The sequence below is a fragment of the Sphaerisporangium perillae genome, from assembly GCF_023276435.1.
Lineage (GTDB): Bacteria > Actinomycetota > Actinomycetes > Streptosporangiales > Streptosporangiaceae > Sphaerisporangium > Sphaerisporangium perillae.
In genome coordinates, this window is the sequence record NZ_JALLPO010000021.1 from 1 (window position 1) to 13,074 (window position 13,074).

The window sequence follows — 13,074 nt, forward strand, 5'->3', positions numbered from 1 at the left end:
GCTCGCGGAGCCGGGCGCGCTCGCTGACGCTCAACGGCGGCTCGTCGGTCGCGTGCTCGCGCCGATAAGCATTGACCCAATTGCCAAGGGTCGCCTCGTGTACCCCGAGTTCCTTCGCGACCTGAGCAACCGGACGAGATGTCTCGATCACCAGCTTCACGGCCTCTTCCTTGAACTCAGGCGAGAAGTTCCTACGATTCCGCGACAACCATCTTCCTTTCCAGACGACCCCAATCTTAGTGGGGGCACTGTCCGGAAGGCTCGGGGCGGCTCAGTCGGCGGTCAGGCCGACGGGGCAGCTCACGCCGATGCCGCCGGGGGCGCAGTACCCATTTGGCACCGTGAAAGGTGGTAGTCATCCGCTTCAGGCAGTAGGGCCTATACGGAGTTGAGTGTACGGCGGGGCCCCTTCGCTCTGGCCGGCGATCAACATCCCAAAGCCGGTCGGACACCAGTGTCAGCCGAGGACCGTCGCCGAGCGCCCCTCGTTCACGGTGTACGCACCCGCGGAGATCGCGCCGAGACTCGCAGGGGTGAGGGTCAGCGAGACGACGCCGCCGGGCAGTACGCGGGAATACTCGTCCACGCTCGTGAACGTCGCGGGCGTCGATCCGTCCGGGAACAGGCGCTTCCCCGTCCCGACGACGACTGGGTACTGGAGCAGCCGGTAGAGGTCGACAAGTCCCTGCCTGATGCAGCGTCTGCACCAGCTTCCAGCTTCCGTGAACCTGGAGTTCCCTCCCGGGAAGCTCCTTGAGCCGGCGTACCTCGTCGACCAGTTCACCGCGCAGGACGGTCGTCGGGCTCCAGTCGGCTTCCTCGTCGGTCAGCGTCGAGCTGACGACATACTTCGGCAGCGTGTTGAGCTTGGTGGCGATCAGATCGTCCGGTTCGGTGACCTTCGGCCAATACCCACCGAGCAGATTGAAGCTCGCGCGGCCGAAGAGGAAGGCGTCGGCCTCCCGGAACCAGCTCTCGACAACCTCGTTGGTGTGCGCCGAGCCTGCGCGTGTGCCGCAGCGCTTCATCGACCATCTCGAACGGGATCAGCTGGGTGAGTTCTCCCAGGTGGCCAGGAGCGAAGGCGCCGGAGGCCACGACGGCCTCTCCGGGCATGACAGACTGGACGTCCAACGGGGCTCCTGCTGGTCCGTGATCTTGGTCGACCACTGTTCTAGCAGGAGCTCCGCTGCTCTTGACAATCCCCGCCGATCGTTAACTGAACGGCATTGGGGCTAGCCGGGCGACCAAGGGCCAGGATCAGTCAGTTACCGCAGGTCAGGCCTCGCCGGTGGTCAAGCCCACAGGGCAGGAGACCCCTGTGCCGCCGATGCCGCAATACCCATTTGGCACCTTAAAAAGGTACTGCTGGTGATAGTCCTCAGCGAAGTAGAAGTCCGGGGCTGGGGTGACTTCGGTGGTTATGGGGTCGTAGCCGGCGGTGGTGAGGACCTGCTGGTAGGCGTCGCGGGAGGCCAGGGCGGACTTCTCCTGGGCGGCGCCGTGGGTGTAGATGGCCGAGCGGTACTGCGTTCCCACGTCGTTGCCCTGGCGCATGCCCTGGGTGGGGTCGTGGGCCTCCCAGAAGACCTTGAGGAGTTCCTCGTAGGACACCTGGCGAGGATCGAAGACGACGCGGACGACCTCGGCGTGGCCGGTGAGGCCGGTGCAGACTTCCTCGTATGTCGGGTGCGGGGTGTAGCCGCCCTGGTACCCGACCGCGGTGGAGACGACGCCGGGAGTCTGCCAGAACTTCCGCTCGGCGCCCCAGAAGCAGCCGAGCCCGAAGTCGGCGATCTCAGTCCCGTCGGGGTACGGCGGGGCGAGGGGCGCGTCGAGGACCGCGTGCCGGGCGGGCACCGGTATGGACTCCGCGTGGCCGGGGAGCGCCTCCTGTGGGGTCACCATCGAAGTCTTGTTCTTGCCGAAGAGCCAACCCATCGCGCACCTCCGTCTGACGCCGTTGCAGTGTGACCAACCACCGAGAGGTCTCCGTTGTTCCTGTGGTAAGCATCACTTAATAGATCGCGAAGACCTACTTAATTGTGGTAAAGGCTGTCAGCAGCGAAGATAGGCTTCATGCCTGATTCACGCCGTGGCGTCCTGTATGGCATCGCCGCCTACACCATGTGGGGCCTGTTCCCCCTCTACTGGCCTCTGCTCAAGCCCTCGGGCGCGGTCGAGATCCTGGCGCACCGCATGGTCTGGTCGCTGGTCGCCGTGATCGCGGTGCTGGCCGTGCGGCGTCACTGGTCGTGGTTCCGCGAGCTCGCCCGGCAGCCGAGGAAGCTCCTCCTGCTGACCCTGGCCGCCGTGGTGGTGTCGGTGAACTGGGGCGTCTACATCTACGCCGTGAACGCCGGGCATGTGGTCGAAAGTGCACTCGGGTACTTCATCAATCCCCTCGTGAGCGTGCTGTTCGGTGTGCTGGTCTTCCGGGAACGGCTGCGCACGTGGCAATGGGTGGCCGTGGGGTTCGGCGCGCTCGCCGTCGTCGTGCTCACGGTGGACTACGGACGCCCGCCGTGGATCGCTCTCGTGCTCGCGGTGAGCTTCGGCACCTACGGTCTGATCAAGAAGTCCGCGAACGTGGGCGCTGCCGAGAGCCTGGCGGTGGAGACGCTGGTCCTTCTGGTCCCCGCTATGGCGTATCTGGTGTTCCTGCAGGTCCAGGGAACGGCGACCTTCGGTACCGAAGGGGTCGGCCACGCCGCGCTGCTCGCGGGTGCCGGCGTGGTGACCGCGATCCCGCTGATGGCCTTCACCGCCGCGGCGATCCGCGTCCCGCTCACGGTGATCGGGCTTCTGCAGTACATCGCGCCCATTCTGCAGTTCTTGTGTGGTGTGCTGGTGGCCCACGAGACCATGCCGCCTAGCCGCTGGGCCGGTTTCGCGATCATCTGGCTCGCCCTGGCCGTCTTCAGCTGGGAGGGTTTGCACAACGCCCACGCGGTCCGGCGCGCGGCGAGCCGGGCTCCCGCCCTGGAGGCCGTCTGACCTACGCCGCCGGACGTATCCGCCGCGCCGGGGCTACCCCCTCGGCGGTACGACGGCCGCCGCCGCCCGGCTGACGACGGTGCCCCCTCCCGGGCGAGAGCATCGACGGGAACCGAGGGGGTACCGATGGCAGATCGCCTTTTTCGCTTCGGAGTCGTCGCGGCCACGGCCGGGGACGCCGGTCAGTGGACCGCGCTCGCCCGCCGGGCCGAGAACCTGGGGTACGCGACGTTCCTGACGCCGGACACGCTCAACACCCTCCCGCCACTACTCGCGCTGAGCGCGGCGGCGGCGGCGACCACCTCGATCGGGCTCGGCACCTTCGTCCTCGCGGCCCCGTACCGGCGCCCCGAGCAGCTCGCCTGGGAGGTCGACGGGCTGAACTTCCTGTCCGGCGGCCGGTTCGAACTGGGCCTGGGCGCCGGGCGGCCGGACGCCGAGCAGGACGCGGCCAGGCTGGGAATGCCCTACGGCACGGCCGACCAGCGCATCAGGCGGCTGGAAGAGGTGATCCGCCAGGTGCGGAAATGGCCGGGGACCGGCGGACCGGCCCCTCGCCTGCTGATCGCCGGCGGCGGGGCCCGGATGCTCGGCTTCGCCGCCAGGAACGCCGACACCGTCGCACTGGGGCTGCCGGCCTCCACCCCGGAGGACGGCCTCGCCGAGCACGTACGGCTGATCGAGCAGGCCAGTGACGACTTCGGCAGGCTGGAGCTCAGCGCCGGGATCCACGTGGTCGGGGACGAGATCCCGCCGTGGCTGGCCGGGCAACTGGGCCCGGACGTCCCCGCGGACTCGATCGCGATACTGAACGGGACGCCGCGGCAGATGGCCGACCGGCTGCTCCGCCGCAGGGACGCTCACCACATCTCCTACATCACGGTGAACGCGATGTTCGCCGACCGGCTGGCTCCGGTGGTCGACCTGCTCGCCGGCACCTGAGCCGTGCCCGGGTCCCGTCGGCTCGGCGCTCGTCGGGCCGGGCCGCCGGCCACGCCACCGCAGCCGGCAGCCATCGGGGTTCAGCCCGAGCGGTCGGCCACGTAGTCGCAGAGGGCGAGCAGGGCCGCGCGGGCCGGGATGTCGGGCAGGGCCAGCAGGTCCGCGCGGGCCCGGTCGATCCAGGACATCAGCTCCGCCCGCGCCCGCACCATGGCCTCGTTGCCCCGGAGCAGTTCCACGGCCTCCTGCACGTCCTGCTCGGCGACCGGCCCGGCGAGCAGCTCGCGCAGCCGGGCGTCCTGCGGAGCCGAGGACTCCAGCGCGTACAGCACGGGGAGCGTGCGGATGCCCTCGCGCAGGTCGGTGCCGGGGGTCTTCCCGCTCTCGCCGGCCGAGGAGGCGACGTCGAGCAGGTCGTCGCCGAGCTGCCAGGCGACCCCGATGGCCTCGCAGGCGCTGGTGAGGCGCTCGACGATCTCGGCGGGCGCGCCGGCGAGCATGCCGCCGAAGCGGCCGGAGGTGGCGATCAGGGAGCCGGTCTTGTCGGCGAGCACTTCGATGTAGTGGCTGACGGCGTCGACGCCGGGACGCGGTCCGATGGTCTCGCGGATCTGGCCGCGCACGAGCCGGGAGAACGTCTGCGCCTGAATGCGGACCAGCTCGGGTCCGAGGTCGGCGAGGATCTCCGACGCCTGGGCGAAGAGGTAGTCGCCGGTGAGGATGGCGACCGTGTTGTCCCAGCGGGCGTTGGCCGACGGGGTTCCCCGCCGCACCCGCGCCTCGTCCATGACGTCGTCGTGGTAGAGGGTGGCGAGGTGGGTCAGCTCGATGACCACCGCCCCCGGCACCACGCCGGGGGCGCTGGAGTCACCGAAGTGCGACGCCAGCAGCACGATCATCGCGCGGAACCGCTTGCCGCCTGCCTCGATGAGGTGCTTGGACGCCTCCGCGACGAAGGCGTCCTCGCTGTCGGCGGACGTGCGGAGCAGCTTCTCCACGGCCTCGAGGCCACTGGCGATGTCCGCTGCCAGCCCCTCGTCGATGTGAGGCAGGTCGACTACGGGCGGCGCGGGCATCAAGCATTACTCCTAACGGACGAACAGCGACTGCGCGGCCGTGTGCGCGAGGTCGAGCACCGGCTGCGGGAAGACCCCGAGGACTACGGTAGCCGCTGCCGCCAGTGTGACCACAGCCGCGGTGCCTATGCTGGGGACGGCGATGGTGGGGCCTTCGGGCGCCGGATCGCTGAAGAACATCAGGACGATCACGCGCACGTAGAAGAACGCCGCCATCGCGGACGTCACCACACCCACGATGACCAGCTGAACCGCACCACCGGAGACCGCTGCGGCGAACACTGCGTACTTCCCGAAGAACCCCGATGTGAGCGGGATTCCGGCGAAGGCGAGTAGGAAAAGCGCGAAGATGCCCGCGAGGATGGGCGACCGCTTGCCCAGGCCCGCCCAGCGGGACAGGTGGCCCGCCTCGCCGCCGGGGTCGCGCACCATGGTGACGACCGCGAAGGCGCCGACCGTGGCGAAGCCGTAGGCCACCAGGTAGAACAGGATGCCCGACAGGGCGTTCGCGTTCTGCGCCTCCTTGCCGGTGGCCACCACGGCCGTGAGCAGGAAGCCGGTGTGGGCGATCGAGGAGTAGGCGAGCATGCGCTTGATGTCGGTCTGGGTGATCGCGAGGATCGCACCGACCACCATCGTGAGGATGGCGACGGCCCACAGCACCGGGGTCCACTCGGCGTCGAGGTTGCCGAGCGCGACCCAGAAGACCCGCAGCAGCGCGCCGAACGCGGCGATCAGGGTGCCCGAGGCCATCAACGCGGTGATGGGCGTGGGCGAGCCCTGGTACACGTCGGGCTTCCACGCCTGGAACGGCGCGGCACCGATCTTGAACAGCAGTCCGACGCCGAGCATCGCCGCGCCCATGAACAGCAGGCTGTCCTGGCCGCCGACGGTGCTGAGGGACTTCTCGATGGCCGACAGGTCGACCGATCCGGCGTAGCCGTACAGCAGCGCCGTGCCGTACAGGAAGAACGCCGAGGAGAAGGCGCCGAGCAGGAAGTACTTCATCGCCGCCTCCTGCGAGAGCAGGCGGCGACGGCGGGCCAGGCCGCAGAGCAGGTACAGCGGCAGCGACATGACCTCGAGGGCCACGAACATGATCAGCAGGTCGTTGGCGGCGGGGAAGAGCATCATGCCGCCGACGGCGAAGAGCACCAGCGGGTAGATCTCGGTGTGGGCGCCGCCCTCGGAGATCGCCCGGTCCTCCTCGGCGCTGCCCGGCACGGCCGCGGCCTGCGCGACGAAGTGGTCGTCGTCGTTGATCAGCAGGACGCTGACGATGGCGAGCAGCAGGATCGCGCCCCAGATGAACAGGGACGGCCCGTCCACGGCGACCGCGCCCATGGCGGCGGCGTGGCGCACGCCCTGGATGCCCTGCCAGACGGTCAGCGCGAACGCGCCGAGCATCGACAGCACCGTGAGCGGCATCTGGATCGACTTGCGCAGGTAGCGCGGCGTGAACGCCTCGACCAGGACACCGATCATCGCCGCGCCGAAGACCAGGAGCATCGGTGAGAGCTCCGCGTATTCGATCGTCGGCGCGTCAATGGCGGCGGCGAGCGTGCTCACTGGCCTGCCCCCTTCTTCTCAGCGGTGACGGGTATGGCGGGGGTGAACGGCTGCACGTGCACGCTCGTGAGGGTCTGCTGGACCGCTGGGTTGATCACGTCGAGCAGCGGCTTGGGGAAGAACCCGAAGCCGATGAGCAGCGCGAGGAGCGGGACCACGACGACCTTCTCGCGGAGGTTCAGGTCGGGGAACGCCTTGACCTTCTCGGCGGTCGGGCCGGTCATCATCCGCTGGTACATCCACAGGATGTAGACGGCCGCGAGGACCATGCCCGACAGGGCGATGATGCTCGGGACGATGTACCGCTCGTAGGTTCCGATCAGCACGAGGAACTCGCTGACGAAGGTCGACAGGCCGGGTAGCGACAGGGACGACAGGCCGGCGACCAGGAAGGTGCCCGCCAGCACCGGGGCGACCTTCTGCACGCCTCCGTAGTCCGCGATGTACTGCGAGCCCCGCCGGTTGATCAGGAAGCCCGCGAGCAGGAACAGCGCGCCGGTGGAGAACCCGTGGTTGACCATGTACAGCGTGGCGCCGGAGCCGGCGTCGGCGGTCATGGCGAAGACGCCCATCGTGATGAAGCCGAAGTGCGAGATCGACGTGTAGGCGATGAGCCGCTTCATGTCGGTCTGCCCGATGGCCACGATGGCGCCGTACACGATGCCGATGACGCTGAGCGCGATCACCAGCGGCGTGAAGAACTTCGCCGCGTCCGGGAAGAGCTCCAGGCAGAAGCGCAGCATGCCGTAGGTGCCGACCTTGTCCAGGACGCCGACCAGCAGGACGGCCGCGCCGGCGGGCGCCTGGGCGGCGGCGTCGGGCAGCCAGGTGTGGAACGGCCAGAGCGGCGCCTTGACGGCGAAGGCGATGAAGAAGCCGAGGAACAGCCACTTCTGCGTGGCGGGGTCCTTGATGACCCCGATGAGCTCGGGCTGCAGGAACGTGCCCTTGTCGGCCACGACGTAGAGCGCGATCACGGCCACCAGCATGAGCAGGCCGCCGAACAGCGAGTACAGCAGGAACTTGACGGCCGCGTAGGACCGCTGGGCTCCGCCGTACGATCCGATCATGAAGTACATCGGGATCAGCATGGCCTCGAAGAAGACGTAGAACAGGAAGATGTCGGTCGCCGCGAAGACGCCGATCATCATCGCCTCGAGCACCAGGATGAGCGCGAAGTACGTCTTGACCGACCGCTTGGCCTCGGGCCGGTCGGCGTCGTGCCAGGAGGCCAGCACCACGATCGGGACCAGCACCACGGCCAGCGCGATCAGCACCAGGGCGATGCCGTCGACGGCGACCGCGTAGTGCACGCCGAACGACGGGATCCAGGAGTAGACCTCGCTGAACTGGTCACGAGCCCCGGACGGGTCGAACTGGGTCGCCATGGCGAGCGTGAGCGCCAGCACGACGAGCGAGACCGCGAGCGTGAGCTGCTTGGCGAGCTTGTCGTTGCCCTTGGGCACCGCCGCCACCGCCAGCGCGCCCACCACGGGCACGCCCATCAGGATTGAGAGCCAGGGCATCACAGGTTCCCTACGACGAACCATGCGCCGACCAGGAGGGCGGCACCGAAGAAAATCGACAAGGCGTACGACCGGACGAAGCCGGTCTGGACGCGGCGCAGGCGGCCGGACGTGCCGCCGATGAGCGCCGCCAGCCCGTTGACCAGACCGTCGACGCCGCGGTTGTCGAAGTACACCGCGAGCCGGGTCAGCCACTGGCCGGGACGCATGAACAGCGCCTCGTTGATCGCGTCGCCGTACAGGTCACGGCGGGCGAAGACGGTGAGGAACGACCCGCGCGGCGCGACCGCCGGGACCTCGGCCCTGCCGTAGCGCATCCACGCGTAGGCGACGCCGACCGCGACCAGCGCGAGGGTCGCCAGGCCGGTGACGCTGAACGGGTGGAAGGACGGCATCTCCTCGGGGCGTCCGACGGCCGGGGCGAGGAACTCCATGAAGCGGTTGCCCGCGATGAGGAAGCCGCCTCCGAAGACCGATCCGATCGACAGGATGATCAGCGGCCAGGTCATCACGGCGGGCGACTCGTGCGGGTGGACGTCCTTCTCCCAGCGCGGCTTGCCGTGGAAGGTCATGAAGAACAGGCGCGACATGTAGAAGCCGGTGATGCCCGCGCCGATCACGGCGAGCCAGCCGAGGATCGGGTTGTGCTCCATCGCGGTCTCGATGATGCCGTCCTTGGTCCAGTAACCGGACAGCAGCGGGAAGCCGATGATCGCCAGGTAGCCGAGCCCGAAGGTGATCCAGGTGATCTTCATCTTCGAGGCGAGGCCGCCGAACTTGCGCATGTCGACCTCGTCGTTCATCGCGTGCATGACCGAGCCGGCACCGAGGAACATGGAGGCCTTGAAGAAGCCGTGCGCGATCAGGTGGGCGATGGCGAACGCGTAGCCCACCGGGCCGAGGCCGGCGGCGAGCATCATGTAGCCGATCTGCGACATCGTCGACCCGGCGAGGGCCTTCTTGATGTCGTCCTTGGCGGTACCGATGATCGCACCGGCGAGCAGCGTCGCCACGCCTACGATGGTCACGACGAGCGCCGCGGTCGGGGCCCCGACGTAGATCGGGCCGGAGCGGACCACGAGGTAGACGCCGGCGGTGACCATGGTGGCGGCGTGGATGAGGGCCGAGACCGGGGTCGGGCCCTCCATCGCGTCGAGGAGCCAGGACTGCAGCGGGAGCTGCGCCGACTTGCCGCACGCGCCGAGCAGGAGGGCGAGGCCGATGAGGGTCAGCGTGCCCTGCGACGCCTGCGGGACGCCGGACATGACGGGGCCGAAGGCCACGGTGCCGAACGTCGTGAAGATGACGAAGATGCCGAGGGCGAGGCCCATGTCACCGACGCGGTTGACGATGAAGGCCTTCTTGGCCGCGGCGGCCGCCGAGGGCTTGTGCTGCCAGAAGCCGATCAGCAGGTAGGACGCCAGGCCCACGCCCTCCCAGCCGACGTACAGGCCGAGGTAGTTGTCGGCCAGCACCAGCAGCAGCATCGCCGCGATGAAGAGGTTCAGGTAGGCGAAGAACCGCCGCCGGTTCGGGTCGTGCGCCATGTAGCCGATCGAGTAGATGTGGATCAGCGATCCGACACCGGTGATCAACAGGGCGAACGAGATCGACAGCGGGTCCAGCAGCAGGCCCATCTTGACGTCGATCGTGCCGCCGGGCAGGAAGTCGTACAGCTCCACCACGCGGCGGCGCTGGTCGGGTCCGAACCCGAGCAGTTCGACGAAGACGAGCACGGCGACCACGAACGACGCCAGTGACATGGCGACGCCGAGGAGGTGCCCCCAGCGGTCGGTGCGGCGGCCGCCCAGCAGCAGGATCGCGGCCCCCAGCAGGGGCAGGACGATCGTCAGCCAGGAGACGCCTATCACTCCACCGGAGTGCTGGACGATCTCAGCAGCGGTTTCCACGGCGACCTCTTAGTACTTCAGCAGGTTGGCGTCGTCCACCGACGCGGACCTGCGGGTTCGGAAGATCGTCACGATGATCGCGAGACCCACGACGACCTCGGCGGCGGCCACGATCATCACGAAGAACGCGATGATCTGGCCTTCCAGGTTGCCGTGCTGCCGGGCGAAGGTGACGAAAGCCAGGTTGCAGGCGTTGAGCATCAGCTCCACGCACATGAACACGACGATGGCGTTGCGGCGTACCAGCACGCCGACGCCGCCGATGGCGAACAGCAGCGCGGAGAGCACCAGGTAGTGGGTGGTCACTTGCCTTCCTCCTCGACGGGGCCGTCCGCCCTCGTGCCTGCGGCCTGCGCGGCCTTGGGCTTCTCCTGTGCGGTGGCGGGGACCTCCGGCGCCTCGGCAACCGCCTGGACGACCTTCGGCTGCTCGGTCCGGACGGCGCCTTCGGCGACCTTCCTGATGGCCTGGGCGAGCCTGGGGTTGTCGGGAAGGTGGCCGTCCGCGACGTCGTGGCGGGCGATGACCCGGTTGACGGAGAGCTCGGAGACCGTGCCGTCCGGCAGCAGCGCGGGCATGTCGATCGCGTTGTGCCGGGCGTAGGTGCCCGGCCCGGGGAGCGGCGACGGGTGGCCGCTGAGGAACCGGGCGCGCGACAGGTCCTTCTGGGTCGGCTTGGGCTCGCTGCGCTCGCGGTGCGCCAGCACCATCGCGCCGAGCGCGGCGGTGATGAGCAGCGCGGAGGTGACCTCGAACGCGAACACGTAGCGCGTGAAGATCAGCCTGGCGAGCGCCGGGACGTTGCCGCCGTCGGCGCTGACCGCCCCGCTCAGCCCGGTCGGGGCGCCGATCACCGCGTTGCCGATGCCGGCGGCCAGGAGCACGGCGAAGCCGAGGCCGGCGACGACGGCCCAGAAACGCTGCCCCTTGATCGTCTCCACCAGGGAGTCGGAGGAGTCGACGCCGACCAGCATCAGCACGAACAGGAAGAGCATCATGACCGCGCCGGTGTAGACGATGATCTGCACCACGGCGAGGAACGGAGCGTCCTGCACGGCGTAGAGCACCGCCAGCGAGAGCATCACCACGCCCAGCATGAGCGCGGAGTACACCGCCTTGCGGCTGAAGACGAGTCCGAGCGCCGCGGCCACGGACACGACCGCCAGCACCCAGAACGTGATGGTTTCACCCATTGCTACGGCCCAACCGGTAGTAGTCCTCTTCGGTCTCGCCGAGGCGCATGGGGTGCGGCGGGATCTCCATGCCAGGACCCAGCGGCGCGAGCAGCATCTCCTTGGTGTAGATGAGGCTCTCACGGCTGGAGTCGGCGAGCTCGTACTCGTTGGTCATCGTCAGCGCGCGTGTCGGGCACGCCTCGATGCACAGGCCGCACAGGATGCAACGGAGATAGTTGATCTGGTACGTCCTGCCGTACCGCTCGCCCGGCGAGTAACGCTCCTCGTCGGTGTTGTCGGCACCTTCCACGAAGATCGCGTCGGCGGGACAGGCCCAGGCGCAGAGCTCGCACCCGACGCACTTCTCCAGACCGTCCGGCCAGCGGTTCAGCTGGTGGCGGCCGTGGAACCGAGGCGCGGTGGGCTTCTTCACCTCGGGGTAGTTGACCGTCACCGGCTTTTTGAACATGTGGTGGAAGGTGACGCCGAACCCCTTCACGGGGTTCAGGAAATCAGTTAGTCCCACTGGGGACCTCCTTGCGTCCGTTGACGCCGTGGTAGTGCGGCAGGTCCAGGGCCGGGACGGGGAACCCGCCGGCGGTCGGCTCGGCGCGCAGCTGCTCGAACTCGGACTCGACCTCCGCGGCCCTGGCCTCCCGGCGGCGCTGGTTGACCGTGTCGAAGCGGAAGTAGATCGCGAGGCATCCGACCACGACGATCGCCGCGATCACCAGCACCAGGGTCCGCTGGTCCCCGGCGATCCGGGTGGCCCGGACGGTGGCGACCAGCAGGATCCACGCGAGGTTGAGCGGGATGAGCACCTTCCAGCCGAAGGCCATCAGCTGGTCGTACCGGATGCGGGGCAGCGAGGCGCGCACCCAGATGAAGAACGCGAACACCAGCGCGAGCTTGATGAAGAACCAGAGCATCGGCCACCAGCCCACGTTCGCGCCGTCCCACAGGGAGATCGGCCACGGGGCACGCCAGCCGCCGAGGAACAGCGTGATGCACAGGCCCGACACCGTGAACACGTTGGCGTACTCCGCCAGCATGAACATCGCGAACTTCAGCGAGCTGGAGTACTCGGTGTGGAACCCGCCGACCAGCTCGCCCTCGCCCTCGGGCAGGTCGAACGGCACGCGGTTGGTCTCACCGAGCATCGTGATCACGTAGATCAGGAACGACGGGACCAGCAGGATCGCGTACCAGGACGGCAGCGGGATGTCGAGCCCGCCGAGCGACCAGCTGCCGCCGGACGCCTGCTTGGCCACGATCTCGGAGGTGGACAGCGTGCCCGCGAACAGGAACACCGCCACGAACGACAGACCCATCGCGATCTCGTAGGAGATGACCTGGGCCGTCGAGCGCAGACCACCCAGCACGGCGTACGGCGAGCGCGAGCCCCAGCCGGCGAGCACGATGCCGTAGACGCCGATCGAGGCCATCGCGAGGACCACCAGCACCGCGACCGGCAGGTCGGTGAGCTGGAGCGGCGTCCGCACGCCGAACATCGACACCATCGGGCCGAACGGGATGATCGAGTACGACAGGAAGGCCGGCACCGCGATGATGATCGGCGCGAGGATGTAGACCAGCTTGTCGACGGTTCTGGGGAGGATGTCCTCCTTCAGCCCCATCTTCAGGCCGTCGGCCACCGACTGCAGCAGGCCGAACTTGCCTGCGCGGTTCGGGCCGTAGCGGTGCTGCATGCGCGAGATCAGCTTGCGCTCGGTCCACACGCCGAACAGCACGCCCATCATCAAGAAGACGAAGATGAAGACGGCCTTGATGATGGAGATCCACAAAGGATCCTTGCCGAAGTCGGCCAGGGTGGGCCCGGCCGGATCGGCGACGAGCAGAGGCCCTGTCATCGGTCGCT

At 68.4% G+C, this 13,074-nt stretch carries 13 protein-coding genes and 1 pseudogene; 2 read left to right on the forward strand and 12 right to left on the reverse strand.

The features are described 5' to 3' along the window. From MYF83_RS21010 to msrA, 4 genes and pseudogenes are all read right to left on the reverse strand, one after another. Positions 1-208, reverse strand: a 208-nt coding sequence (locus MYF83_RS21010) for a transposase (RefSeq protein WP_248959841.1), incomplete at its 3' end; no start/stop codon positions are given. Between the two features lie 249 nt (positions 209-457). Further along, complete coding sequence (locus tag MYF83_RS42930) at positions 458-586, reverse strand: hypothetical protein (RefSeq protein WP_279339882.1); 129 nt, start codon at positions 584-586, stop codon at positions 458-460. A 154-nt stretch (positions 587-740) separates the two neighbouring features. After that, a pseudogene (locus tag MYF83_RS44375) lies at positions 741-1,028 on the reverse strand (dihydrofolate reductase family protein); the annotation flags it as partial. A gap of 250 nt (positions 1,029-1,278) precedes the next feature. Then, entirely contained in the window at positions 1,279-1,941 is a 663-nt protein-coding gene (msrA, locus tag MYF83_RS21020) for a peptide-methionine (S)-S-oxide reductase MsrA (RefSeq protein ID WP_248962222.1), read from the reverse strand. Between the two features lie 138 nt (positions 1,942-2,079). On the opposite strand from msrA, the gene rarD reads away from it, so the two are divergent. Together rarD and MYF83_RS21030 are read left to right on the forward strand one after the other, a co-directional pair. Continuing rightward, positions 2,080-2,997: an EamA family transporter RarD gene (rarD, locus tag MYF83_RS21025; protein WP_248962223.1), complete on the forward strand. Its 918-nt coding sequence runs from the start codon at positions 2,080-2,082 to the stop codon at positions 2,995-2,997. A 126-nt stretch (positions 2,998-3,123) separates the two neighbouring features. Continuing rightward, complete coding sequence (locus tag MYF83_RS21030; protein WP_248962224.1) at positions 3,124-3,939, forward strand: LLM class flavin-dependent oxidoreductase; 816 nt, start codon at positions 3,124-3,126, stop codon at positions 3,937-3,939. 80 nt (positions 3,940-4,019) lie between these two features. Here the strand turns inward: MYF83_RS21030 and MYF83_RS21035 are convergent, their stop codons facing one another. From MYF83_RS21035 to nuoH, 8 genes are read right to left on the reverse strand one after another with little or no spacing between them, the layout of a single operon-like run. After that, complete coding sequence (locus MYF83_RS21035; RefSeq protein WP_248962225.1) at positions 4,020-5,015, reverse strand: polyprenyl synthetase family protein; 996 nt, start codon at positions 5,013-5,015, stop codon at positions 4,020-4,022. A gap of 12 nt (positions 5,016-5,027) precedes the next feature. Then, positions 5,028-6,584, reverse strand: coding sequence for an NADH-quinone oxidoreductase subunit NuoN (nuoN, locus tag MYF83_RS21040; protein WP_308201481.1), 1,557 nt, complete (start codon positions 6,582-6,584; stop codon positions 5,028-5,030). Further along, positions 6,581-8,110 (reverse strand): NADH-quinone oxidoreductase subunit M, encoded by a 1,530-nt coding sequence (locus tag MYF83_RS21045; protein ID WP_248962226.1) that lies wholly within the window; start codon positions 8,108-8,110, stop codon positions 6,581-6,583. Before MYF83_RS21045 ends, nuoN begins: the two co-directional genes overlap by 4 nt. Then, positions 8,110-10,020 (reverse strand): NADH-quinone oxidoreductase subunit L, encoded by a 1,911-nt coding sequence (nuoL, locus tag MYF83_RS21050; protein ID WP_248962227.1) that lies wholly within the window; start codon positions 10,018-10,020, stop codon positions 8,110-8,112. The genes MYF83_RS21045 and nuoL overlap by 1 nt, the downstream gene beginning before the upstream one ends. Before the next feature lie 9 nt (positions 10,021-10,029). Continuing rightward, on the reverse strand, positions 10,030-10,326 hold the full coding sequence (gene nuoK / locus MYF83_RS21055; protein WP_189165194.1) for an NADH-quinone oxidoreductase subunit NuoK: 297 nt from the start codon (positions 10,324-10,326) through the stop codon (positions 10,030-10,032). Continuing rightward, on the reverse strand, positions 10,323-11,213 hold the full coding sequence (locus MYF83_RS21060; RefSeq protein WP_248962228.1) for an NADH-quinone oxidoreductase subunit J: 891 nt from the start codon (positions 11,211-11,213) through the stop codon (positions 10,323-10,325). The genes nuoK and MYF83_RS21060 overlap by 4 nt, the downstream gene beginning before the upstream one ends. Continuing rightward, positions 11,206-11,721 (reverse strand): NADH-quinone oxidoreductase subunit NuoI, encoded by a 516-nt coding sequence (gene nuoI / locus MYF83_RS21065; RefSeq protein WP_248962229.1) that lies wholly within the window; start codon positions 11,719-11,721, stop codon positions 11,206-11,208. The genes MYF83_RS21060 and nuoI overlap by 8 nt, the downstream gene beginning before the upstream one ends. Further along, positions 11,708-13,066, reverse strand: a complete 1,359-nt coding sequence (gene nuoH, locus MYF83_RS21070; RefSeq protein WP_248962230.1) for an NADH-quinone oxidoreductase subunit NuoH — start codon at positions 13,064-13,066, stop codon at positions 11,708-11,710. Before nuoH ends, nuoI begins: the two co-directional genes overlap by 14 nt. Between the last annotated feature and the right edge of the window lie 8 nt (positions 13,067-13,074).

What these genes read in the sequence shown, in the direction of transcription:
- msrA (WP_248962222.1), bottom strand. Translation starts at nt 1,941, where the DNA reads ATGGGTTGGCTCTTCGGCAAGAACAAGACTTCGATGGTGACCCCACAG.
- rarD (WP_248962223.1), top strand. Translation starts at nt 2,080, where the DNA reads ATGCCTGATTCACGCCGTGGCGTCCTGTATGGCATCGCCGCCTACACC.
- MYF83_RS21030 (WP_248962224.1), top strand. Translation starts at nt 3,124, where the DNA reads ATGGCAGATCGCCTTTTTCGCTTCGGAGTCGTCGCGGCCACGGCCGGG.
- MYF83_RS21035 (WP_248962225.1), bottom strand. Translation starts at nt 5,015, where the DNA reads ATGCCCGCGCCGCCCGTAGTCGACCTGCCTCACATCGACGAGGGGCTG.
- MYF83_RS21045 (WP_248962226.1), bottom strand. Translation starts at nt 8,110, where the DNA reads ATGCCCTGGCTCTCAATCCTGATGGGCGTGCCCGTGGTGGGCGCGCTG.
- MYF83_RS21060 (WP_248962228.1), bottom strand. Translation starts at nt 11,213, where the DNA reads ATGGGTGAAACCATCACGTTCTGGGTGCTGGCGGTCGTGTCCGTGGCC.
- nuoH (WP_248962230.1), bottom strand. Translation starts at nt 13,066, where the DNA reads ATGACAGGGCCTCTGCTCGTCGCCGATCCGGCCGGGCCCACCCTGGCC.